At 43.1% G+C, this 25,144-nt stretch carries 18 protein-coding genes; 9 read left to right on the top strand and 9 right to left on the bottom strand.

The window, feature by feature from the left end; translation table 11 throughout:
- Complete coding sequence (locus tag BB427_RS05935) at positions 1–831, bottom strand: polyphosphate kinase 2 family protein (RefSeq protein ID WP_069019271.1); 831 nt, start codon at positions 829–831, stop codon at positions 1–3.
- Between the two features lie 560 nt (positions 832–1,391).
- On the opposite strand from BB427_RS05935, the gene BB427_RS05930 reads away from it, so the two are divergent.
- Positions 1,392–4,295, top strand: coding sequence for a hypothetical protein (locus BB427_RS05930; RefSeq protein WP_069019270.1), 2,904 nt, complete (start codon positions 1,392–1,394; stop codon positions 4,293–4,295).
- A 23-nt stretch (positions 4,296–4,318) separates the two neighbouring features.
- Here BB427_RS05930 and BB427_RS05925 read toward each other — a convergent pair whose 3' ends face one another.
- Together BB427_RS05925 and BB427_RS05920 are read right to left on the bottom strand one after the other, a co-directional pair.
- Positions 4,319–5,257, bottom strand: a complete 939-nt coding sequence (locus tag BB427_RS05925; RefSeq protein ID WP_069019269.1) for a formylglycine-generating enzyme family protein — start codon at positions 5,255–5,257, stop codon at positions 4,319–4,321.
- A gap of 145 nt (positions 5,258–5,402) precedes the next feature.
- Positions 5,403–6,290, bottom strand: a complete 888-nt coding sequence (locus BB427_RS05920; protein ID WP_069019268.1) for a formylglycine-generating enzyme family protein — start codon at positions 6,288–6,290, stop codon at positions 5,403–5,405.
- Positions 6,291–6,518: 228 nt separating this feature from the next.
- On the opposite strand from BB427_RS05920, the gene BB427_RS05915 reads away from it, so the two are divergent.
- On the top strand, positions 6,519–7,061 hold the full coding sequence (locus BB427_RS05915; protein WP_045989308.1) for a cysteine hydrolase family protein: 543 nt from the start codon (positions 6,519–6,521) through the stop codon (positions 7,059–7,061).
- Positions 7,062–7,222: 161 nt separating this feature from the next.
- Here BB427_RS05915 and BB427_RS05910 read toward each other — a convergent pair whose 3' ends face one another.
- Positions 7,223–7,582, bottom strand: coding sequence for a hypothetical protein (locus tag BB427_RS05910; RefSeq protein ID WP_069019267.1), 360 nt, complete (start codon positions 7,580–7,582; stop codon positions 7,223–7,225).
- 226 nt (positions 7,583–7,808) lie between these two features.
- Between BB427_RS05910 and BB427_RS05905 the strand changes: the two genes are divergently transcribed.
- A complete protein-coding gene (locus BB427_RS05905) occupies positions 7,809–8,699 on the top strand; it encodes a hypothetical protein (protein WP_069019266.1) in 891 nt (296 codons plus the stop codon).
- Positions 8,700–8,778: 79 nt separating this feature from the next.
- Here the strand turns inward: BB427_RS05905 and BB427_RS05900 are convergent, their stop codons facing one another.
- From BB427_RS05900 to BB427_RS05890, 3 genes are all read right to left on the bottom strand, one after another.
- Positions 8,779–9,582, bottom strand: a complete 804-nt coding sequence (locus BB427_RS05900; protein ID WP_069019265.1) for a DUF1338 domain-containing protein — start codon at positions 9,580–9,582, stop codon at positions 8,779–8,781.
- 76 nt (positions 9,583–9,658) lie between these two features.
- Positions 9,659–10,684, bottom strand: coding sequence for an arginine N-succinyltransferase (gene astA, locus BB427_RS05895; RefSeq protein ID WP_010372999.1), 1,026 nt, complete (start codon positions 10,682–10,684; stop codon positions 9,659–9,661).
- 30 nt (positions 10,685–10,714) lie between these two features.
- Positions 10,715–11,920: an aspartate aminotransferase family protein gene (locus BB427_RS05890; RefSeq protein ID WP_069019264.1), complete on the bottom strand. Its 1,206-nt coding sequence runs from the start codon at positions 11,918–11,920 to the stop codon at positions 10,715–10,717.
- Between the two features lie 184 nt (positions 11,921–12,104).
- Here BB427_RS05890 and BB427_RS05885 point away from each other — a divergent pair, with 184 nt between their 5' ends.
- Positions 12,105–12,533: an Lrp/AsnC family transcriptional regulator gene (locus BB427_RS05885; protein ID WP_069019263.1), complete on the top strand. Its 429-nt coding sequence runs from the start codon at positions 12,105–12,107 to the stop codon at positions 12,531–12,533.
- A 33-nt stretch (positions 12,534–12,566) separates the two neighbouring features.
- Here BB427_RS05885 and BB427_RS05880 read toward each other — a convergent pair whose 3' ends face one another.
- A complete protein-coding gene (locus tag BB427_RS05880) occupies positions 12,567–13,484 on the bottom strand; it encodes a hypothetical protein (protein WP_069019262.1) in 918 nt (305 codons plus the stop codon).
- A gap of 118 nt (positions 13,485–13,602) precedes the next feature.
- Positions 13,603–15,504 carry a putative bifunctional diguanylate cyclase/phosphodiesterase gene (locus BB427_RS05875; RefSeq protein WP_069019261.1) on the bottom strand — a complete coding sequence of 634 codons (1,902 nt, stop codon included), beginning with the start codon at positions 15,502–15,504 and terminating at the stop codon, positions 13,603–13,605.
- Positions 15,505–16,084: 580 nt separating this feature from the next.
- Between BB427_RS05875 and BB427_RS05870 the strand changes: the two genes are divergently transcribed.
- The 5 genes from BB427_RS05870 to BB427_RS05850 are packed head-to-tail and all read left to right on the top strand — an operon-like array spanning position 16,085 to position 25,134.
- The gene (locus BB427_RS05870; protein WP_010372991.1) at positions 16,085–16,384 is read left to right on the top strand and encodes an isoamylase early set domain-containing protein; all 300 of its coding nucleotides are present in this window, start codon (positions 16,085–16,087) and stop codon (positions 16,382–16,384) included.
- Positions 16,385–16,392: 8 nt separating this feature from the next.
- Positions 16,393–18,372, top strand: coding sequence for a 4-alpha-glucanotransferase (gene malQ, locus BB427_RS05865; RefSeq protein WP_069019260.1), 1,980 nt, complete (start codon positions 16,393–16,395; stop codon positions 18,370–18,372).
- Positions 18,373–20,613 (top strand): 1,4-alpha-glucan branching protein GlgB, encoded by a 2,241-nt coding sequence (glgB, locus tag BB427_RS05860; RefSeq protein ID WP_069019259.1) that lies wholly within the window; start codon positions 18,373–18,375, stop codon positions 20,611–20,613. It abuts the gene before it with no gap.
- Complete coding sequence (gene glgX, locus BB427_RS05855) at positions 20,607–22,658, top strand: glycogen debranching protein GlgX (protein WP_069019258.1); 2,052 nt, start codon at positions 20,607–20,609, stop codon at positions 22,656–22,658. The genes glgB and glgX overlap by 7 nt, the downstream gene beginning before the upstream one ends.
- A complete protein-coding gene (locus BB427_RS05850; RefSeq protein ID WP_069019257.1) occupies positions 22,651–25,134 on the top strand; it encodes a glycogen/starch/alpha-glucan phosphorylase in 2,484 nt (827 codons plus the stop codon). The genes glgX and BB427_RS05850 overlap by 8 nt, the downstream gene beginning before the upstream one ends.
- Positions 25,135–25,144: the final 10 nt, after the last annotated feature.

The following is a 25,144-nucleotide window of genomic DNA, read 5'->3' as shown; positions in this document are numbered from 1 at the left end:
TTAGTCCTCCCTTTGAACAATACCCAATTGAGATTTTGCCAGTTTTACAACGGCTTTATCGATAGGTGGGGGACTAATATCAACCCCCTTGCTTAACGCTTCGACAATGGTTTTCATCACTTGTACGCGGGCATACCATTTATGCTCCGCGAGGATCAAATGCCAATCCGCTAAATTGGTATCGGTTTTAGCAAACATATCATCAATTGCTTGCTCATAATCGTGTCGCTTTTGGCGGTTACGAATATCTTCTTCCGTTAGTTTCCAGCGCTTATACGGATTATTTAAACGCTCTGTAAAGCGTTTGAGTTGTTCGTTTTCGCTAATGTGTAAAAATATCTTAACAATGCGGACATTATCATCTGTCAGCAAACGCTCAAATTCATTGATTTCTTGATAGGCACGACGCCACTCTTGCTCACTAGCAAATGCTTCAACCCGTTCTACCAACACTCGGCCGTAGTATGAACGGTCAAAAATAGTCATAGTGCCCCGAGGTGGTAGCTTAGTTTGAAAGCGGTATAGGTAATGCCGGCCTTGTTCCTCCGGTGTTGGTTGTGCGATTGGGTAGACCTTAACGCCCCGCGGATCGAGTTTTTCCGTCATGCGGCGAATCGCGCCTCCTTTACCAGCCGCATCCCAGCCTTCAAACACTAAAATAGCGCGCTTTCCTTGATGAAAATAGGCTTGTTGCACATGTAATAATTGGGTTTGCCAGTACTTTAACTCGCTTTTGTAGTGTTTTTTTGAATCAATAGCAGGATGTGTCATGGGAGGCTTAACACTTAGCCCGCGATTTAGCGCCTTTATTTCTGATACATAACTGGTCATGCTAACTCCTTTAATCGCCTTTGGTTAAATTGGCCCTGTTGCTTTTCAACGCGAAAATATTATCGCACCAACTAACTTTTGAGCGTGTTAGAGTAACCTAGAGTAAACTCTACAGGGACTTTTTGACAATGATATGTCATACCATTTTGTCTTACACTTCCTTAATTTGAGGGAGCTAATCAGGCGCTAACGGCGTTAAAAATTTCTCATCATTTAGAACAGGTAAATAACCTGAGCTTCGGATAATTAATGCCTTTCTAGCAGCCAGTTTTAGCGCTAACTGCGTTGAATTCACTTCCAATAGCAAGCTATTGGTGCGTAAATTCGCCTAATTACCCCTAAAACTCTCTGGCTAGACAAGGAAATAATTTAATATTATTTTAAAAACAATGAGTTAGTTCATTTCTTATCCAAACCTCAGGTTAAATAGCAAAATTTTCCTTGATTGAATAACTGACTCCATCAGTATAAAATCTACCCCCGAATACTATCTCGCGCTCATTGATGAGTAGCAAATTGCATTGATGAGGAACAACCGGAATAAACAAGGAAGGATTGGCATGAAGCCTTTTGACAAGTGGCCTGCGCTTGTGCAAAACGCACAGCAAGGTACATTCGATGATTCACTTTTTCAGTCAGATTCAGACGTAAAAAATTCGGCACAGCCAACTAGGTTGCCGATGGCTAAAGTGCCCAACATCATTCTTAAAGCACTTAACCCCCATCACACTGACTATATTCGTATTGACCCAAAAGAAGCTCGTTACTGGCATGGTGGACTTCATCACCATGACGATAGACAACTACTTGTTATTTCAAATAACCAAGCACAACGTCTCAAAACGGTTTCTCAAGGCAATATAAAGGAGATCTTTGCGTTTATTAAAAAGTCAGCGCTTGAGGCTAAAGTGGAAGGTCAGTTCGGTTCTGGTGGCAGTAAAGGCTTCTCGGGTGGGGCGGGAGAGTTAAGCCAAAACGGTGCACATTTAGGTGCCGCAGCTAAATATGCTGCTACAAGCGATTACTCAAAAAATGATGGTGTGGGCTTCAATAGTAGCCAAGGAGCAGGTACAACGCGCCCGTCAATGGGTAAGAGTAACGCTGGCATTCAAAAAACACCCACTAAGCTAGAAAGTACAGCACAACCCATAGATACTATTGCGCCATCTGTCATTATTGGTCAACCTAATCCAAAGCAAATCGTAAAACTAGAGCAAAACCAAGCCACTAAAAGACGTTTTGCAAATCATGTATTAGGACCGGGAGAAACTGCCGCGAGTGTTGTCGAGCAGTATACTGGCACACCAAATGAAAGCCGTATATATGGCTTCAACCATCCTCAGTTTACTATAAAAAATCCTCCCAAAGCGGGTGATAAAGTCAGGGTGAATACCGGCTTTGACGTACTAGTTAAAGGACAATTCTATAATGGCAACAGCGTTAACCTAATCTGGAAAGGGCCAACGTCGGGTTCAAAATCAGCCATATTGGAGCAAGTGAATGGCAACTACATACCAGACAGAGGTTATGATTGGGAGTTGGCGCTACCGCTTGTGGCGGGGGAATACACATTAACCGCTGAAGCCGGAGGTGCGACGCACTCCGTGAGTTTTTCGGTTGAAGAGTCCGAAGACCAACTGAAAATTATTGATTTTATATATATTCCAGAAGATAACAGCTTTATAGCAGTCACCCAGTCACTTGCCGATATTTTAGAGCAAGAAATGGAAGTACTTAACCCTCCCATGGAGCAGCTAAAGCAAGCGCTGGCTGGACAACAAGGCCTCTCGAAACAAGATGATAAAGTAATTGACGCAAAAAAGGCGTTAAACGAGACCCTAAAACCACTTGTTTCAGGCCCTACTGCTAATAAAATTACCGAAGTCATTGGCTTTAAAGGCCGAAAATATACCTATGTGCGTAGTGATAAAATGGCCAACCACTTTAGACGCTATAAAATTGATACGGACATTCGAAACGGTCGTCGTTTTAGCGATGCGAATGGCAACTTAGACCGTAACAAACTGAACAAAGCGCTTAAAAATGATTTGAGCAAGCTAAAGGTCAATTTTAAGTATGATAAGAAGCTTGTCGACACGTATACAACCATATGGGGCGAATGGGCTAGGGAGCTAAATGAAGATCTAAAGATAAAAAGGTTTGAAAAAAGCGACTATTTTGATGCCAGTGCAGAGGCACGATTAATGCGCTACACCCATGGTGCAGGCATTGCTGCAAACTTTAGCCCAAAGGATGGTGTCTTTTCATTTCAAGCTGATGCCAAAGTCGATTTTGCAGTTGGTGAAGCAAAAGCTGCAATGAGTGGTTACTACCCTAATAAAAATGGGTATGAATTTAAGTTTATGATGCCACTTAAAAATACGACCAAAGAGCGTGAGATAAACTTAGGCGCGATCCGATTAAATGCGACCATTGCCCTTTTTGGCTATGCAGGCGCTAAATTACAAGCGGCGGCAAATGTAGGCTGTACAGTAAAGCAAGGTAAAATGATGCTTGAGGGATTAACCCCTGAACAAGTAAAAGCACTTAGCCGTGCCGATCGCAAGTTTGAACCTGTAAAAGGCGAGCTCAGTGCATTCGCTGGGGTATCCGCAGGCTGTGAGTTAACAGGTGCTTTGCAATGGGATAACCCAGAAAAATCTGGTAAATCTAGTTTTTGTGATTTAGCTAAACTAGGTGGAAAGGCAGAAGGCGCATTTGGCGCCGGTGCACATGCCGGATGTTATATTGGTTATGAAGACGGAAGGTTTATGCTTCGTGCGAAATTGGGACTTATCTGGGGCGTAGGCGCTGGCGGAGAGTTGGTCTGTGAGATAGGTGTAGATGAAATTGTCACGCTTGCCCAATTTGTTTATCACCAGCTTAAAAATAATGATTATGATTACCTAGCATTTATCCAAGAAGATGCTTTTAAAGTGCTCTACAAAGCTGTGGCGATGCATATTGCGACAGGTAAAGATATTATGGAGTTTATTGGCGGTTCTGCTGAGGATATAGATGAGTGGTGGCAGACAAAAGTGTTTATTCATGAACAAGCAAAGGAAATTATGGGTAGGGTACGGCTGAAACCAGAAATGCTCAAATTCACCGTACCTGAGGGTAAAGGAGCAATGTTAAATTTACTCGCTAATCCAAATTTAGCGAGTTTAATTGACTCGGGTACCTATAGTTGGTCTGGCTTAAATGAGCAGCGCGAAAATGCGATTATTATCATACTCAAGCATATTCTTTGCACAGAGGAATTAGACGAAGTGTTGCAGCATATGGGAGAGGGCGGCGCAAAATGTAGCCGAGAAGAGGGCTTATCTCAGCTTAATAGTATTTTAGAAGGTGCTCAGCAGCGTGAGTTTGATGCATGGAGACGTAAACTACCAAGTCGAGCACGTTCCGGTTCTGTTGCAGTAGCTATGCTCAATACAAATCCATTTGTTGCAATGGTGTAATAGATGCTGTGCAGCCAAAGCTGTTACTTTGACTGCACAACTAGGGGATTAGATTGATTTAGAGCACAACGAAAACCAGTAACTCTGTACGCTTTTTCCAATTTTTCAGATTCTTGGCGGGTATATACATTACTACCGCGAGGAGATTCCAAGAACATCCCGCCACGCCTTACTTTTTTAGTTCCTGATTTAGGTCCTTTGGGATCTAATTCTGGGGAGTGTTGATAATAATCTTCAGCCCACCAGTCATTGACCCACTCAATCATATTGCCGCTTAAATCATAAAATCCTAATGGGTTAGCGGGGTATGTGCCAGAAGGCTCCGCATAATCAGTATTTAGTTCATAATTCCGGCCTTCTTCTATCCGCCCGTTATTTGTGGCAAAAAGAATATTCTCGCCACGGTTTCGTGCTGCAAATTCCCATTGTGCTTCGGTTGGTAAATCAATTGGGAGTTGTGTGAGTTTTGCCAGCCATAAACAATAGTTCTTAGCACCATACCAACTCACTCCCGCAGGGAATTCAGGTGCGCGCCAAACTTCCCCTTTACCCCAATCCTCCCACATGGTTTTTGGTAGGTCGTTTACTGCGGTATATAAATCAAAATCGCCATAGCTTACCTCATAAGCGCCCATCGAATAGCTGGTAAGGGTCACCTTATGAGCGGGTTTATTATCGCGGGCTATGGTCCAAGGCAAGTTATTAGGACCTCCACCATCGCCCATCATAAAGCTGCCGCCTTCAACAAACACCATTTGGGCTTTAGTGCGCTCAATTAGTGTTTGCACTTGTTTGTCTTGCTCGCCAGTAAGCGCGTCTATTTGTTGGCCAAGGTCGTCGCACCCTGTTATTACCACACACAGTACTGCGAGACTTGGAGCGGTAGAATATTTATTGGCGAGAATATTGGGCCGGTTAATGTTGGCAAAGTAGAGGAGTGAATGTATCCGTTTATTTTCCATATGGTGACTTTCCGTATGTTACTTATTTATCCTTAGTGCAGCTCAAGCACACCAAGCGTACAGGCGAAATCAAAATTGCTACAGCATAAAGTTAGTAGTTTGAATAAACGCTGACTTTTACGGTGATAAATGCGATGGCAATGAGCTAGTTAATTGATTGAACAGGAATTGGCTTCGCTTGATTTAGAGCACAACGAAAACCTTTAGCACGATACGCTTCATCAAGCTCATCTGACTCTTGCCGTGTATATACATTACTACCGCGAGGAGACTCTAAAAATCTTCCTCCTCGCATAACCTTTTTTGTGCCTTCTTTTGGCCCTTTAGGATCCAGTTCTGGTGAGTGTTGATAGTAATCCTCAGCCCACCAGTCATTGACCCATTCGATCATATTGCCACTTAAATCATAAAACCCCAAGGGATTAGGGGGATATGTGCCAGAAGGCTCTGCATCATCAGAACTCAAAACATAATTCCGACCTTCTTCTATCCGCCCGTTATCTGTGGCAAAGAGAGTATTCTCGCCACGGTTTCGCGCTGCAAACTCCCATTGTGCCTCAGTGGGTAGATCAAAGGGGAGCTGGGTTAACTCAGCGAGCCATAAACAATAGTTTTTTGCGTCATACCAACTCACCCCCGCAGGGAATTCAGGGGCACGCCAAATTTCATCTTTATCCCATTTTGTCCACATGGTTTTGGGGAGAACGTTTACTGCGGTATATAAATCAAAATCGGCATAGCTTACCTCATAAGCGCCCATCGAATAGCTGGTAAGGGTCACCTTATGAGCGGGTTTATTGTCACGGGCTATGGTCCAAGGCAAGTTATTTGGACCACCGCCATCGCCCATCATAAAGCTGCCGCCTTCGACAAACACCATTTGGGCTTTAGTGCGCTCAATCAGTGCTTGCACTTGTTTGTCTTGCTCGCCAGTAAGCGCGTCTATTTGTTGGCCAAGGTCGTCACACCCGCTTATGACCAAGCATAGTAATGTCGCTAAAGGGGTTAATATCTGATGATCAATCTTGTCCATAAGTGTGCTATCCACAAGGTCTTTGCATACATATTTATCATAACTTGTTTAGCTGTATTGAGACATAGCTAATGTGGCAGTAAGACCAATGTATAAATATTAAAATGACAATATAACGCTTGTGACTTATATTGCTTGGGCACTAAAACCCTTGAAAGAATGAATGCTGTTCAAGATGTTGGCGGCTTTTGAATTTATAAGCAAGATTATGCCCAAAAAGAGTATGCTATGAAATCTGCAGTATTGGTAATTGATGTACAGAGTCTTTTATTCGACCCAGAGCCCAAACCGTATGCAAGTGAAGAGGTGTTAAGCCAAATTAACTTAGTGACAGATTGGGCTCGAAAGCAAGGCATGCCAGTGATCTATATTCAACATGAGCAAAACGGTACTGCGATTGAGTATGGTAGTGAAGGTTGGCAATTACAATCAGTACTTCAAGTTGACGCCAATGATCAGTTCGTGCGTAAAACTACCCCAGACTCATTTTTAAACACAAATCTGTCTAACATACTTGAAGAACATGGAGCTCAACATATTTATGTTTGCGGTTATGCTACAGAATTTTGTGTTGATACAACGAGTCGGCGAGCCGCGGGTTTGGGTTATGCAGTTACATTAGTGGCGGATGCCCATACCACGCATTGCAAAAAGCACATGTCAGGTGAACAAATAAGAATACATCATAATGCCACACTGCCAAATATCTCCAGTTTTGGAGTGAAAATATCCGCGGTGTCTACTGCCAAAATTATTGCTTTAGGTGACTGATACAGTCTAGTTTTGTTGAGGGATTACCATTTCCTGTCACTGTTTTCACTTACTCGTCCTAATAACCGGCTGTTAAGGGTTATACATGTTATTACACAAGTGTGAAGCAAACCGGAAACGGTCCTCCTATAAGTTTTAATCTAAGCCTTTGAACCAAAGGACTATTCAATCCAGATCCATGCAATTAAAGGCGGGGTAGTCGCGTTTTTAAATGTGATATTGATTATGATATCGTCTTGCGTGTTCTCGTATTTCGCTGCAAATATCAGCATTGGATCCTGACCTCTTCGAAGAGACGCTAACAAGGTTTTGGATTTTAAGCGGCCAAGCTGCGGCGCGATTTCATGGTATGCCCGTAAAAATCCCTCCTCAGAAACCTTTTTGGCTAAGTCGGCGGTTATTACAGATAAATATGCTTGATAGTTTCCTCTCTCATGCGCTTTCAAAGCATTGTCGACAACAGGCATGAGAAGGTTAAGCGCCTCTTCTTCCGTTGAACCAAACGTTCCAAAATAATTCATAACTATTATCCTTGTCTAATCCTACTGATTTTTCACCTACAGGTAATGAATATAAACGATAGTTTTAAGTGTCTCAAACACTGTAAAAGTCTAAGTACCTATTTCAATTGTGGGTTTAATACTTTTATACTAGGGTCTGTTGTTCTTTGCTGCTGCAAAAACAAACTTGCAAGATAAACAGGCCCTAACTTACGAGAAAGCAACGTTATTTAATAAGGAGATAGTAATGAATGCTTATAATATCGAGATATTGAAACAATCCATTGATGATAAAGCGCGCTTTGATGGTTGGGTATTTGGTTTGCCCCCCGGAATTAAAGCCAATCAATGGCCGCTTGACCCACATACCGGCTACCCGCTAAAACACAGCTTTACACTAAGATTGCCAGAGGGCTATCGCACTGATGAGAATGCGTATGCGGTTAGCTTTTTTGCAATCGCGGTTGATCACAATGATGGGGGGCCCGAATATATTGAAGGATTAGAAGAGGCGTTATTTGCTGAGCAGTCGCCAGATGAACCGCTATTCAAACCCTTTTGGCAGGCGATGCAAACGGTTCATCCTAGCTGTAAGTTTGCAGTGGATACGCTAGATTGTTATTACGCAACGTTCCTGCTTAGTGAAGCTGAGTTTTATGGCGAGCTCTGTTCACCGCCAACTATTATTGAACGACATTTTGAAGATGATGTTTGCGTCCCTGAATGGCTAGTCGAGGGTGGGGCGAGTTGCTTTTGGAAAATGAACTATTCCCAGTACCTCAGTTTGCCAGCTGAAGAGTACCAAATATATCGCGAGCTTGGTGGAATTCCCCCAGAAACAGTGAGTTTTAACCGTGCAATTGCGCTTGTTGCCAACCCTAGTGATCCTAATGCGGGTAAGACGCCCAGCGAATATGAAGATACAGGTTATATTGACCCGTATGAAGGCGACCCTGAGTGGTTAGAGAGTGTTTTGCCAAACCATTTAGGCGGGACGAGTTTAAACGGTCAAGGGATCCCTGATTTTCTTACACCTTACTACATCGAATTCGAAGAGATCTTAGGTGGGCATAACTTTGGCGGAGGGATAGGTATGCTTGATTTGGTAAACCGCGAGTTTGATTGGAGTTGTGGCTAATATGAACTAAAAAAGCAGCCATAAAGGCTGCTTTACAATTTGGGCAGAGTGCTTAGGCAAGCACTGATTTTAAACGCGATTATCTTGCGTTAGTACTTTCAAATATTTTGTCAGCAGAAGCTGCAACAAAACCGGTATAGATCTCGCCGCCAGGCTTGGCATAACGCAGAGCAAACTCATAGAAGCAGCTTGGAATGCTAAATTCACCGTCATTAAATTGTACGTTTTGGTGATCAGCAAGCGTTGAAGATTGTTCTAGTAACACTTCTGGAGAGCCTTTGATCTCGCCACCAGAGGTGTTTAGTTCAAAACCGTTGTCTTTGAGCGCTTGGTTTACAGCTTCAATTGTGGTGAAGTTCTTCAGGTAGTTGATGCTTACCGTGAAATGGTTTGCACGGTAGCCCCATGCAGACATCCATGCGGCATACTCGCTCTCAGCCAGTAGTTTTTTGTATGTCTCGTGAGAAACGCGCCAGTGGGTGCCAGAATACAGAAAGTTTTCAGCTGTTACTGCAGACTCGTCGATTTGTTCAACCATGTCTTTAACGATAGCTTGTAGTTCTTCTGAACATTTTTCAACGAGCAGCTCAGAGATAAACACCTTTGGTTTCGTTGGATCTTGGTGTTCATAGTGCTTGGCATATAGCTTTTTCGCTTCAAAGTGGTATTCGCCACATTCAGTGTAACCTACTGCTTTAAAATGTGCAGCGAGCTTTTCTAGACCTACTTTTTCAATATTAAAAGTACGCAATGCGATGTGGTCATTGATCACGTCGTCTTTTTGCGTTGAGCCGAGAAGTTCATGAACTTTAACTGCTGAAGGTGTTACTTCTAGGTAGTTGTCCCACAGGTGTTCAAATAGTGTATCTACGTTGTTGTGCATAATGGTTTCCTAATTTTTTGTCTTGGTGACAGCTTGTTAAACTTTATACCAATTGGTATCAGCACGACATTGAAATCTATAGTTTAAATGCGTTTATCAGTTCACCTTGAGTGACATCAAGCGCATTGGCTACCTCTGCGGTCAGCTGAATTTTTTCTTCTGCTTCGCACAGATAAGCCTGATCGGTAAACGTGGCTTTAAACGCGTCTAATCGACCATTTGAAATAGCAAGACTAGGGAGCTTGTCAGGTAGTGAAGCGACTATTTCAACCTCACCTTTAAACGACTCTCTAACCGTTCTAATGTTGTCTAGTTTGGCTTCTACCGTTGGACCTGCGTCGAACAAGTCAACATAGCCACGGTGTTCAAACCCTTCTTTTTGCAGTAAACGCAAAGCAGGCTTGGTTTTCTCGTGCACTTTACCTATCACAGCTTGTGCTTCTGGACTTAGTAGGTTTGCATAGATGGGATACTTGGGCATAAGTTCACAAATAAAAACTTTGTCCCCGAGACCGACCAAGTGATCTGCTTGCGGAAATTCAATGCTAAAAAAGTGCTCTTGCAGCCACTGCCAAAATGGCGAATGGCCATGTTCGTCACTTACACCACGCATTTCTGCAATAACGGTATCGCTAAAGCGCTCAGCATGTTCTGCCATAAATAAGAAACGGCTTCTTGAAAGAAAGCGACCAGCTAACCCTTGGCGATGACCTTCACGTAAAAATAGCGTGCAGATCTCAGAGCTTCCGGTGTAGTCGTTACACATCGACAGAATATCAACGGTATTATAGACACCCAAAGTTCTTGAGTGATGTACTGTTTTGCCAAGATGATAGTGATATAAAGGCACAGACATACCTACCGCAGCTTCAATCGCAGTGGTGCCTATAATTTCGCCCGTTTGTGTGTCTTCAAGGACGAATAAATAGCCTTCGTCGTATGGTTTTGACACTGACTTTGCAAAGCTTTCAACTGAGCGGTTAATTTTATTAGACAACAATTCGTCATCTACTGGCAGTGAGGTAAATCCATGGCCAGATTCAACCGCAATGGTTTTTAGCGCGTCGAAGTCAGTTTTTTGTATTGGTCTTAATACTAACATGAGAAAGAGGAGACCGAGGTCCCCAGCTCCTTAGCCGTTTACTACTGCAGCAACCGCTTGTTCAAAGCGTGCTAGACCTTCTTGGATCTCTTCATCAGTGATCACAAGGGAAGGCGTAAAACGAACTACGTTAGTACCAGCAACTAATGACATTAAACCGTGCTCTGCACTTGCTACTAGGAAGTCGCGTGCACGGCCTTCAAATTTATCATTGAGCACTGCACCAAGAAGAAGACCTTTACCGCGCACTTCTGAAAATACATTGTATTTGTCGTTAATGGCATTTAGGCCATCTCTGAATACTTGCTCTTTGGCTTTTACGCCAGCTAATACTGATTCTGTATTTACCGTGTCAAATGCAGCTTCCGCTACCGCGCAGGCTAGTGGATTACCGCCATAAGTTGAGCCATGGGTGCCGACTTTAAGGTGAGCTGCAATTTCAGTGGTGGTAAGCATCGCGCCAATCGGGAAACCGCCGCCTAGTGCTTTTGCGCTAGTTAGGATATCAGGTGTTACACCCAATCCTTGATAAGCATATAGATCACCAGTTCGGCCAACACCCGTTTGTACTTCATCAAAAATAAGTAGCGCGTTGTGTTTATCACATAGTTCGCGCACAGCTTGGACAAACTCAGCATTTGGAGAAATGATCCCGCCTTCACCTTGAAGTGGTTCCATCATGACTGCGCAAGTGTTGTCTGAGATTGTTTTTTCAAATGCAGCTAAATCGTTATAGTCGATATGAGAGATATCAGCAGGTTTTGGACCAAAACCATCAGAATAGGCTGCTTGACCACCAACCGTTACCGTGAAGAAAGTACGACCATGGAAGCCTTTGTTGAATGCGATAATTTGCGTTTTCTCTGCACCAAATTTATCCAGAGCCCAACGACGCGCAAGTTTAAGTGCCGCCTCGTTTGCTTCAGCGCCTGAGTTTGCGAAATAGACTTTTTCTGCGAATGTTGCATCAGTTAACTTTTTGGCAAGGCGAAGCGCCGGCTCGTTGGTCATCACATTTGATAAGTGCCAAATTTTTTCGCCTTGCTCTTTAAGTGCAGAGACGAGCGCAGGGTGACAATGGCCTAGACAGTTTACGGCGATACCGCCTGCAAAATCGATGAACTCTTTACCTGTCTGATCCCATACGCGAGAGCCTTGGCCTTTAACAGGAATAACGGCTGACGGGTTGTAGTTTGGAACCATGACTTCATCGAATAATTCGCGATTTGCTTGCATGACGCTTTCTCCTAAATTGTTATCATTGTGCGGTATTACTGTCGAGCAGAAGCTGATTAGTTGTTGTTCTGCTCACAGCCAACTTGCTATTTCTTCATTATTACGCGCTTTTGTAATAATTTGCAGTGCAATAATTCACATATTTGCTATCATTTATGTCAAATTAACAGGATTAAATTGCAAAATGATTAGTTCACAAGACGAAAAGCTCATTGCACTGTTGCGTAATAACGCACGAGAGAGCATCTCTGAGTTGGCACGTAAGTTAGACCTTTCCAGAACCACAGTACAAAATCGTATCGCAAAATTAGAGCAAAATGGCGTAATTAAAGGCTATCGCGTAGAGTTCGCGGAGCAGTATATGGACGATTTAGTATCGGCACACGTTTCTATTAAGGTAAAACAAAAACTCACGACAAAGGCGAATTTAGCATTGCAGCAGTTGCCAAATATTTCTGCGCTTTATGCCATTAGTGGGGAATATGACTTGATTGCTATTGTTGAAGCACAGAGTTTGGAGCAGTTGAGTCATCTGCTAGATGAAATCGGTAATTTAGAAGGGATTGAGCGTACCAACTCGTCGGTTATCCTTGAAACCAAATTTAAGCGATAACGCGTTCTCCTGATCTTAATGAATATTGGATAATCAAGCTCTGGGAAGGTGAGGCCAGTCCTTTTCATAAAGCTCGACTTTGAAGTTTGTTAATTTTACTTTCTCAAATTGATCTGGAGAAATAAGGGCCCTTTCTTTGTTAAGAAAATATATGAGCTCACATAGAGCGTTCGATATAACTCGCAACCTAGTTAAAGTGAAATTATTGCTTTGTTTCAACTGGCTTAATATCAAAAGTTCTTTTAAAGCATCAAAGCTTTCTGAGGATTTTATAAGTTCATCGTATACCGATAAAAACTGCTTATAGGACATACACCCAGCGCTATCTTGGGCTAAATGCTCACCAATTTCAGTTTGCATGAATTGAAATATAGGTCTGTCAACTTTAACTCTGCTGTAAAAGTACTTTTGAATGTCTGTATCAGCCAAAGCCCGTTCTATTTTTTTCAAGTAATAATTAAATTCATTGGTTTTACTATCATCCCCAAAATCTAAATAGCTAAATTCAGTTTTGAGAGACTCAACCCAATAAAAATATCGTGCAAACATATAAAGAGTAGATGATAGATAATGTTTTTTTGTCATAGGCCAAGCACCATACATAGGTTGACTATCATCATCTACCAAAAGAACGGGGTTTTTTGAATTGGATTGTCTTTGACAAACGTGCCACAGCCGATCTTGTAGGTCACTAGCGGATAGTAAAATTTTACCAGAATACTTTCTAACGATAGCTTCTAGTTGTTTTTTGATTTCTACTTTATTGTTGTAATCAAGTTCCCTGAGTTTTAAACCCGATTTATACTTTTCAATATCCCTTTTAAAGATATTGCTAGCAACATTTTTGGCTAAAAATACAACGATAGCTGTTCCTACCGCAATACCTCCACCGAATCCTAATCCTGAAGCTATTTCTCGAATGAACCGCTGTGAAAAGTCAATTTCTGCCATGCTTTAAGATCTCCGTTTCAACGTTAGAATTGTATCTGCTTTGTTTAAAGTGATTTGCAGCAGCATTCAAACTGAAAGGTTTCGTTAATACGAACAAGTGTAGAGTGTATAAAGTCAGCTACCCAACTTGCTCTGGTAACCAAATGCTGGTGCCGGTGGCTGCGATGTGATTCACATTGCCATTTAACACTTTGCTACCCACATTATTTGAGCTTTCAGGCCGGCTAACTAAATACCCCTGTACACAGCTAATTCCTAAGTTTTTAACTAGTTCAAATTGTTCGGTTTGTTCAACGCCCTCGGCAACAATCTTTAATTCTAACTGTTGTCCAAGTTCGCTGATGGAATTGAGGATCTTACGATACTTAGGGTTGCTATTGGCTTGAGTGATAAACAGTTTATCGATTTTTATCACATCTATCGGTAAATCGGCGAGGGTGCTTAGTGAGCTAAAACCTGTGCCAAAGTCGTCTATTGCGACACTTATTCCTGCATCTCGGCATTGTTGCAATTGTGAAATCGTTTCATTGCTGGCCTTGATAAGAGTGGACTCCGTGATCTCCAACATCAAAGCGGTGGCTGGTAAGCCGGTTTTTTCTAGGGCAGCATTTACCCATTCAAAGACTTTTCTGTGCTTTAATTGTATTCCAGAAACATTAACCGAGATTTTTACCTTTTTCATCCCTGCATTATGCCATGCACACATTTGCCTACACGACTCAAGTAGGATCCAATCACCAAGCTCTAGAATCAAATTAGACTCCTCTGCAATTGGAATAAATTCGGCTGGTGGAATTTGCCCTTCTATCGGGTGGTTCCAACGAATAAGCGCCTCAAAATAGTCGATAGCACAATCTTCAACATGCACTATTGGTTGGAATGACAGATAAAAGCTTTGCGCAGAGATAGCGAGTCGTAACTCTTCTAAGAGGTAGTGATAACGTCGCATTTTCGACCCCATTTCGGGGGAATAAACTTTAAAAATCCCACGACCATCCGTTTTTGCTCTATACATGGCAACATCAGCCATCTGCAGTAATGAGTTTGGTGTTGCTGCACTATCTGGGTATACCGCGATACCGATACTTGCTCCAATTTTGACAAGCTTATTGCCAAGCAAGAAATCACGCTCTATATCACTAAGAATGGACTGGGCGATTTCTGTGCACAAACTTGGATTGTTTAATTTGGGAATAAATAGCGAAAATTCATCGCCGCCGAGTCTTGAAAGGTTTTGTTCAAGGCCATGAATAGGGTGGCGATCTTCTAAACCATATTGGCGAACTACTTTTGAGAGCCGAGCGGCAACTTGGATCAGAATTTCGTCGCCAAAACTGTGGCCAAATGAATCATTAACTTGTTTAAAGCCGTCCAAATCAATAAATAGCAGGCCACATTTTTGTTGCGCCAACTCAGCTTGCTTTAACTTTGCCTCAATATGGTCAATATATGCATGTCTATCTATAAGCTTTGTGAGCTTGTCTTGAAAAATTTGAGACTCTGAATGGCGCTTTACCCGTGTAAGATGGCTAGACAAGTCGTGGATCGCATGGCTGAGCTTGGCTAGAGAAGACTTATGATGTAGTGGCGCACTGTCGACCTCTAAACGCGTCAATATTCCTCCAACGTCCTTATTCACCTCGCTGATATCTTCATCTTGATTACGGTAGCGGCGCTCTGATTTAAAAAGATACGCAACAATCGCGAGTAAAGTTGCAATTGAAATGAGAGTGATTGGAGAAGTAAATACGGCATACCAAACTGTACTTACATCCAGATATCTGGGGATTCCGAGTGTTGACTCTACCGCAACATAAGTGTGGTTTCCGCTTGCTGCAAAGTTCAAACCGTGCAGTAGTGGGGAATACCAAGGTGATATCATTGATACAGTAAGGTGTTCATTTGACGGGGTTGTAGCGATCAGCTCAAGCACATGGGCCTTAAAAGACAGGTGCAGCAATATGACAACAAATAATGTGCCCAGAAGTAGGGTACTTGTTAGTCTTATCGCGTTTGGCATGAATAGGCTTTCCTTAGTAATTCAGACTCTTGCATATTACGGAGTAATTGTATGCAGATGCGATCTTCATCGCAAAAAATGTAATCTGAAATTATAGTTGCTAACCTAGTTTTTTACACACTTTAGCATTCAGTTGCAAACTTCATCGTGCAAAAGTACTAAAAATTTCACTTTGCAGACTGCTTTATATGAGCGGGATCAATTATTAGTTAAATTCACTTTACATGATAACCATTCTTAACTAGCTTTCTTGTTGACTCTTAATGTGATTGGCTCAGTGATTGCAAGGAACTCATAGCAAACTGAAATCACTGCTTATCTGATTTAGATTGCGCCAAAGCGGTGCAAAATTGCACCAAATTTGTACTGTCATACAAACTCAATATTTGTTTGCTGTACTTAGGGCTGTTGATTTTTAAAGCGAACGGTGAGTTGCCAGCTAATTAAAATTTAATTTTGCAATTTAATTTCACTTAAATCTCAATATGCTCGACATAAATCGTACACAGTTACCAGTCGTTTGCAGTATTAGCGTACGTCACTGTGAAATAAGGACTCACAAAAGGTAAACGGGGGTTATATGCTCACTAAACGGTTTTTCAAAACAAAAGACGAAGCAGAAATTACATTTTCATTTTCACACCCAGAAGCGAAAACGGTGGAACTTGCTGGTGATTTTAATGATTGGCAACCTGAGCCGATGAAATTCATCAAAAAAGACAGTGCGTTTAAGCTCAAACACCGTTTACCAACCGACAAAGATTACCACTTCAGATATTTGATTGATGGTGAAGTCTGGGACAATGATCATCAAGCAGATGATTATGTGCCCAACGGCTTTGGAGAAGACAACAGTGTTGTGTCCACAGCGAGAGCGTAACATTATAAATGGACAACATTGCCCAGCTTCTTTATCTCTATGGTATTGGTTATGAATACCACAAATACACCGGTGATCATGTGGTATTTGATCACCAAACTCGCCTACTGGCATTGCAGGAGTGTGGTGTTGATGTCAGCAATCTAGATGAAATAAATACACTCAATTTTGAGCTGGATATTGCTAAGTGGTTAACGCCAGTTGAAGCCATTACTTTGGTTTGCAAAGAGACGCCAACTATTACGATAAGAGTGGATGCCGGCCTGCAAATTAACGAACTAATTGTGTCGATCCCCGCATTGGGTTATTGCTGTGTTTGCGATCCAAACAAGCAAGTAGCGATTGGGGATTACCGCTATCAAGATACACGTTATGTTCAACTTGAAGTGCCAATAAACGCGATTGAAGTCGGTTATCATAGCGCTGAGGTAATGTTAAATGGTGCGCGGTTTGAGACTGAACTTTGGGTGACGCCTAGACAGTGTTATGACCCGATTGAACAACATAAAAAGCTCCTTGGATTGTCTATTCAGCTATATTCGTTAAAGCCTGCTGGCAGCAAGCTAAGTGCGGATTTTTATGAGCTAAAGCAATTAGTTGAGGCTAGCGCAGCTGAAGGGGTTGACTACATTTTGCTAAACCCACTGCATTTGTTGTTTGTTGATGAACCAGAAAAAGCCAGCCCGTACAGCCCAAATGACCGCCGCCTACTGCACCCTTTTTACATTTCTATCGAGCTTTTGTGTGAACAATTTGGCTTAGATGTGAGTGTGTTCGCCGGCTATTTAAACGTCTCAAAGAGTAACTTGAACGCGACATACCTTGATATGACCCACTGTATGGAAAGTAAGCTTAACGCGTTACGTTTTGCGTGGCAGTTATTGTGTGAACAAACTGGAGCGTGGCGTGCAGACTTTACTCGATTTTGCCAGGCTAAGCAGCAAGAGCTTAAGGCATTTGAGGACGATGACTTCGCTAAATTTTTACAATGGCTTGCGTTTGAACAATTAACGCAATGCCAGTCTTCGGCACTGAATGCTGGTATGGCTGTAGGTTTAATCAATGATTTAGCCGTTGGTTGTGCTGACGGCTCAAGTGAATACAACAGCAATAAAAATTTGTATGCCGCACATGCTCGCGTGGGCGCGCCTCCAGACCCTTGGGCAGAGCTCGGTCAAAACTGGGGGTTACCAGCGTTAAACCCCGTTAAGTTAAAAGCGCAGCGCTTTGCATTTTTTAAACAGCTGATCCAAGCGAACATCACCGGTGTTGGGGCATTAAGAATTGATCATGTGATGGGCCTAAGAAGGTTGTGGTGGTGCTTTTATCAAGATCAGCAGCAAACAGGTTGCTATGTATATTATCCATTTGAGTACCTTTTAGCGATCCTCAAAATTGAGTCTGTCAAACATCAAGTAATGATCATTGGTGAAGACTTAGGGGTTGTTCCAATCGAAATCAAAGAAGCAATGTCTGAGTCACATATATACAGCAATATTCTTTTTTACTTCGAGAAGGATTATCACGGTCAGTTTTTAGCACCTACGCACTATAAGCACAATGCGTTACTCATGGTTGCTAACCATGACGTCCCGCCATTTTTTGGCTGGTGGAGCCATGATGACCTTAGGTTGAAACGCGAATATCAGTTATTGAGCGAACCCCAACTAACAAAAGCGGATGAAGAGCGAACATCCGAGCGAGAGAAGCTTTGTCATTGGCTTAGTCGCTATGGTGAGGTAAGTGTCAGCCTTGCGAGCGAAGCCCGTGATGTGTATCAGTCGCTTATCAATGTGCTCGCCAAGTCGCCTGCAAAAATGCTGACAATTCAGTTTGATGACCTCGACGAACAGAAGTTACCAGTGAACATTCCTGGTACTGACCAAGAGTATCCAAACTGGAGAAGGCGACTTAATCAGACATCAGCGGAAATTATTGCAAGTTCTCGGCCGCTGATCCGAGATGCGGTAACCAGCAGGAAAGAATAGATGAATACAAGAGCAAAAATAGAAGATGCCCAAGTAGATGACTACATCAGTCAATTAGCCGCTTTGGAAGCCGGTAAGTGTCGCGATCCATTTGCCTTCTTAGGGCTACACCAGCTAGATGCGAAGCGCTCAGTCGTGCGCTGTTTTATTCCAGGTGCGACAGAAGTTAAGGTGCTTACCAGCGATAGCAGCTATGCGCTTGAACGGTTTCGCAAAAGTGCGCTATTCACACTAGATTTTAAAGCGGATGACATCAGCAAAGATTACCTGCTTGAAGTGCACTACCCAGAGCATACCGTCACTGGGAGGGATGTATATAGTTTTGATAGTTGCTTGGCTGATGATGCCTTGTACTTATTTAATGAAGGAACACAAGCTCAAGCTTATTTGCATTTAGGTGCACATCAAGTAGAGATAGAGGGAGTAATTGGGTTTCGATTTGGTGTTTGGGCGCCAAATGCGTTGTCTGTTTCTGTGATAGGTGAGTTTAACCATTGGCAGGCCGTGCAGCATCCAATGCGATTACACCCAGCCAGTGGTGTATGGGAGCTTTTTATTCCGGCACTGGAGGTAGACTGCTGCTATAAATTTGCAATTACTACATTTGAGGGGGAGCGCATAGAAAAGGCCGACCCCTTTGCATTTAAAATGGAACAAGCTCCGGGCACGGCGAGTATAACTCAGGCTCGACCAGCCGCTTTCACGTTGAGCCAAGCTGATCATGATAAAAAGGCGCTGCGTAATAAAATCAATGCACCCATTAGTATTTATGAGGTGCATTTGGGCTCTTGGAAACGCCGAGAGGAAGAAGGTAATCGCTATCTTACGTATCGAGAGTTAGCGGACGACCTTATCCCCTATGTAAAGGCACTGGGATTTACCCATTTGCAACTGATGCCTATCAGTGAATATCCTTTTGATGGCTCGTGGGGTTACCAACCGGTGGGGTTATTCTCGCCAACCAGTCGCTTTGGTGGCGTGGAGGATTTTGCTTACTTTGTTGAGTGCTGTCATCGGGAAGAGCTTGGATTACTTATCGACTGGGTGCCGGGACATTTCCCATCAGATCCCCATGGTTTACATAAATTTGATGGCACACACCTATTCGAACATGCTGATAAGCGGCAAGGGTTTCACCCAGACTGGAACACCTATATTTTTAACTACGACCGCGCTGAAGTAAAAAGCTTTTTGCTGTCGAATGCGATGTATTGGATAAAAGAATACGCCATCGATGGCTTAAGAGTGGATGCTGTGGCATCGATGCTTTACTTGGATTACAGCCGTAAACATGGGGAATGGGTGCCAAATCAATATGGCGGCCGTGAAAACCTAGGTGCAATAGAATGCCTCAAATCAGTCAATACCAAATGTTATGGCGTTGACGAAGGTATTATGATGGTCGCTGAAGAATCCACAGCTTGGCCCGGTGTTACCCGCAGTGTTGAACACGATGGTTTGGGTTTTGGTTATAAGTGGAATATGGGGTGGATGAATGACACGCTAAACTATATGTCCAAAGACCCAATTCATCGCAAGTACCATCACCATGAAATGACTTTTTCGATGGTGTATGCCTATTCTGAAAATTACATCTTGCCATTAAGTCACGATGAAGTGGTACATGGCAAAGGTGCGCTACTGAGCAAAATGCCAGGAGACGATTGGCAGCAATTCGCTAATTTACGTGCCTACTATGGCTTTATGTTTGCCCACCCAGGTAAAAAGTTGCTGTTCATGGGCGCTGAACTTGCCCCCCGAGAGGAGTGGGATCATAACCAACAACTCAACTGGAAGTTGCTTGAAAGTGAAGCGCACCAAGGTGTGTATAAGTGTGTCAAAGCGCTCAATACGACCTATAAATCAACGCAGCAACTATTCGAGTGTGATAACAAATCAACAGGATTTAATTGGATTGATGGGGGGAACGCTGAGCAAAGCATATTTAGTTTTGTACGCTACGGACGAGATGGTGTTACACCGCTGGTGGTGATTGCAAATTTTACGCCACAAACCCATTTTCAATTCCGCTTAGGCGTGCCGTCAGCGGGGGTGTATCAAGTTATTTTAAACACGGATGACAAAGCGTTTTGGGGGAGCGGCGTTGGAGTCGTTGCACATAAACAACAACTCATTGAATCGAAAAACATAGCAAGCCATGGCCTTGAGCAAAGTATCGATATAACCGTTCCGCCTTTGGCAACCGTGTATTTGCAGCTGATCTCTGGTGGCACATGCTAACCAGTTATCGCGGCGATCATCAATTATTGGGTGCAACGGCCAGTGATAAAGGCGTTAACTTTTGTGTTTATGCACCGAAAGCAAAACGCGTAACCCTGTGTCTGTTCGACAAAAGCGGCCATAGCGAAGTGAATCGGATAGGGATGTTTCGGCATGAGGGCGGAAATTGGTCACTGTTTATCGAGGGAGCACAAGTCGGAGACTTATATGGCTATCGGGTAGACGGAGAGTATAGCGCGGAAAAAGGGCTGCTTTTCAATGCCAATAAGTTACTCTTAGACCCATATTGCCGCGACTTTTTTGGTGAGTTTACTTGGAGTGAACGGCATTTTTGCCATTTGCCAGTAGGCCATTTAAACCCATCTGATAACGCCTGTGATATGCCAAAGAGTAAAGTGACGGCGATTGAGAAGTATCAAGGGAAGCGACCTAAGACTCCGTGGAGTAAAACGGTGATCTATGAATGTCATGTTAAAGGGGCAACTGTTAGGCACCCAGATATTCCAACTAAACACCAAGGAAAATACTTAGGGATTGCTGAACAAACCTTTATCGATCACCTAAAGCATATTGGTGTTACTGCGATTGAGCTGCTACCTGTGCATGCGTTTATCAATGAGCAATTTCTTACGACCAAAGGACTAAAAAATTACTGGGGATATAACAGCCTCAACTTTTTTACGCCACACAAAAGTTATCTCGTTAACGACGACATCAACGAATTTAAGATAATGGTAGAGCGGCTCCATCAAGCCGGTATTGAGGTTATTTTGGACGTGGTGTTTAACCATACTGCGGAAGGTGGTTTGGATGGCCCGACAATTAGCTTTAAAGGGTTTGATAACCTGACTTATTACAGCACCTTGCCGAGTAAGCCCAATGTCTACATTAATGACACGGGTTGTGGAAACACAATGAATATCTCGAACCCTGTGGTATTAAGACTTGTCTTGGACAGCTTGCGCTATTGGGTGGAATACATGGGGGTGGACGGTTTTCGCTTTGATTTGGCGACGATCCTTGCTCGTCAAGCTTCGGGATTTTCAAATCAACATGCATTTTTGCAAGCTATCCATCAAGACCCAGTGCTTAGCAAAGTAAAACTGATTGCCGAGCCTTGGGATATTGGTCCTGGTGGGTATCAACTTGGACAATTTCCTTCTCCTTGGCGTGAGTGGAATGATAAATATCGAGATACTGTTAGGCGCTTCTGGCGTGGCGATGAGGGAGTATTGCCAGAGCTTGCGATGCGTATTCATGGCTCCAGTGACCTGTTTGAACATAACTTAAGGGGCCCTTTGAACTCCATAAATTTTCTTACCAGTCATGACGGCTTCTCATTGTTTGATTGGACGGCTTACGAGCATAAACACAATGAAGCAAACGGTGAGGCAAATAGAGACGGCCACAGTGAAAACTTTTCATTTAATTGTGGGGTAGAAGGGTTCAGTGCAGACCCTCAAATCAATGAATTGCGTCTCAGTATGCAGAAAAATGCATTACTCACTTTGTTTTTGTCCAAAGGGATCCCGATGATTTGCGCGGGAACCGAAATGGCACATACGCAAAGTGGCAACAATAATGCCTACTGCCAAGACAACTGCACTAGCTGGCTGGCATGGAAAAACCACCAGCAACACCACACGTTAACTTTTTTTATCCAAGATTTACTTGCGCTTCGTAAGCAATTTGCCGCGTTTTCTCACTCATTTTATGTCCATGACAGTGACAGTCGTTTTGCAGTGAATTGGTTTAATGAACAAGCAAAGCCGTTATCGCCTGAACAATGGCGAGAGCCGAGCCGCAAATGGTTGAGTTACACCATTACCGATCAGCAGTTAGGGCAAAGCTTATTGATAATTCTGAACGCCAGTGAAAGTGCATTGCAAATAAAGCTGCCATTTAGTGCATTTTCATCTCATTGGCAGCAAGCAATCACCACTGCGGTTGAGCCGCATCGACCAGAGTTAGATTCTTATTTACAGGTTCCAGCTAAGTCAGCATGGATATTTACATCAATCAAAGGGGATGAAAAGCATGGCTAATAAAAGTGCGCCAGTATGCGTGGTAAAACATTGGCAAGATGCACCAAAGATAGATGAAAACACCTTGAGTGATGATTTGACTCGTCACTTTTACTACACCTTAGGTCGAGACAAAGTAGGAGAGTCGCGACTGTATTTGTACCATGCATTAGCCTTGACTATTCGTGACCGATTAGTCGCCCGTTGCCGGGCAACCAAAGAGCACATTAAGAGTAAAAAGACACGTAAAGCAGCCTATCTCTCGTTGGAGTTTTTAATGGGTAGAGCACTGTCTAATGCGGTGTTAAATCTAGACTTAGAAGAACAAGTTCAAGCGGCATTACAAGAATACTGTACTGAGCTTGAAGAGGTCGCGCAGGCTGAACATGATGCAGGTCTCGGTAATGGTGGTTTAGGCCGTCTTGCAGCTTGTTTTTTGGATAGCTGTGCTTCATTAGCCCTTCCTGTTGTTGGTTACGGTTTGCGTTACGAATTTGGGATGTTTAACCAAACCTGTGAACAGGGTCATCAAGTAGAACAGCCAGATAACTGGCTCCGTGAAGGTCATCCATGGGAGCTTGCCGCACCAGAACAAGCCCGCAGAGTTAAGTTTTTTGGTCATGTTGAAGTACATACCGACAAAAATGGTAGGCAGCATCGTGAGTGGCTTGATACGCAAGATATTCTCGCCGTGCCTTACGATGTTCCTGTACCCGGGTATCGTAATGAGGTGGTAAACACATTAAGACTATGGAAATCAGAGGCAACCGATGAGTTTGACCTCAACGAATTTAATGCCGGTAGTTATTCAGAAGCGGTGGCTAAAAAAAATCTCGCTGAGCAGATAACGATGGTGCTGTACCCCAATGATGCCAGTGAAAATGGTAAAGAGTTGAGATTAAGGCAGCAGTACTTTTTATCCAGCGCGAGCTTGCAAGACGTGATCGCAACGTGGGTTGAACAATACGGCGATGATTTTAGTGATTTTGCGGATTATCACGTATTCCAACTCAATGATACCCATCCAAGTATTGCCGTAGCTGAACTAATGCGTATTTTATTAGACGATTACGAGCTGGAGTGGGATGCCGCGTGGAAGATAACGACATCAACCATGGCATATACCAATCATACTTTATTGCCCGAAGCATTAGAGCGCTGGTCTGTGAGTTTATTTGAGCGCTTGTTACCAAGGTTGCTAGAAATTATCTATGAGATCAATGCCCGCTTTTTGTCGGAAGTTGCACTGAAATGGCCCGGCGATATCGAAAAACAGCGTGCGCTGTCACTCATTGAGGAGTCCAGTCACCCTCAAATTCGCATGGCGTATCTTGCGATCGTAGGCAGTTATTCTGTCAATGGTGTTGCTGCACTTCATACCGAGCTATTAAAAGCAGGCTTGTTTAACGATTTCTATCAACTGTGCCCAGAGAAGTTTAATAATAAAACGAATGGGGTGACGCCAAGACGCTGGTTATCGCACTGTAATCCAGAACTGGCGCAATTGATTAGCGATAAAATTGGTGATGGATGGCAAGCTGATTTTTCTAAAATTAGTGAACTACGTCGTTTTTACGATAACCACGCCTTCCAAAAGCAGTGGTTCACAGTCAAACAAAACAATAAACAACGTCTTGCAGCGCTAATTGCCCATGAATGTCAGGTAGAGTTTGACCCAACTATGATGTTTGATGTTCAGGTCAAGCGTATTCATGAATACAAGCGTCAGCTACTTAACGTATTGCATGTTATCCATCTTTACGATCGGATCTGTCGTGGTGATGTAGCAGAGCTTGTTCCTCGTTGCGTACTGTTTGGAGGTAAGGCTGCACCCGGTTATTACATGGCGAAGAAGATAATTAAATTAATCAATAATGTTGCCAATGTTATCAACAATGACCCCGCGGCGAGGCCCTATCTTCGAGTGGCTTTCATGCCCAATTACAATGTCTCAAAAATGGAAGTGATTTGTCCTGCAACAGACTTATCAGAGCAAATTTCAACCGCAGGAAAAGAAGCGTCTGGCACAGGCAACATGAAGTTTATGATGAATGGTGCAATCACCATAGGCACCTTAGATGGTGCCAATATTGAAATACGAGAATGCGTTGGTGCAGACAACTTTTACTTATTTGGTGTAACTGCTGAACAAGCACAGCAAGTGCGCCAAAATTATCAGCCCCTTAAGATAATAGAAAGCGACAATGACCTTAAACGTGTTATGGCTTTGCTCGAAAGTGGGCACTTTAACCTATTTGAGCCTAATATCTTTGATGACGTAATTAACTCAATTAAGAGTAGTACCGATCCTTGGTTAGTGGCACAAGATTTTCCTTCCTATGTTGAGAGCCAGGAGCATGCGGCTCAAGCATACAAAGACAAGGAACATTGGCTGCGCATGAGTATTCTCAATACCGCAGCAAGTGGAAAATTTTCTAGCGATAGAACAATTCAAGATTACAGCGATGATATTTGGCGCTTGAGCCCAATGCAGTAGTCACCGCAAA

This window comes from Pseudoalteromonas sp. BMB (assembly GCF_001709235.1).
GTDB classification, from domain to species: Bacteria; Pseudomonadota; Gammaproteobacteria; order Enterobacterales; family Alteromonadaceae; genus Pseudoalteromonas; species Pseudoalteromonas maricaloris.
Note: the sequence above shows the minus strand (reverse complement) of the source record. Positions and strands in the feature narration are given on the sequence as shown.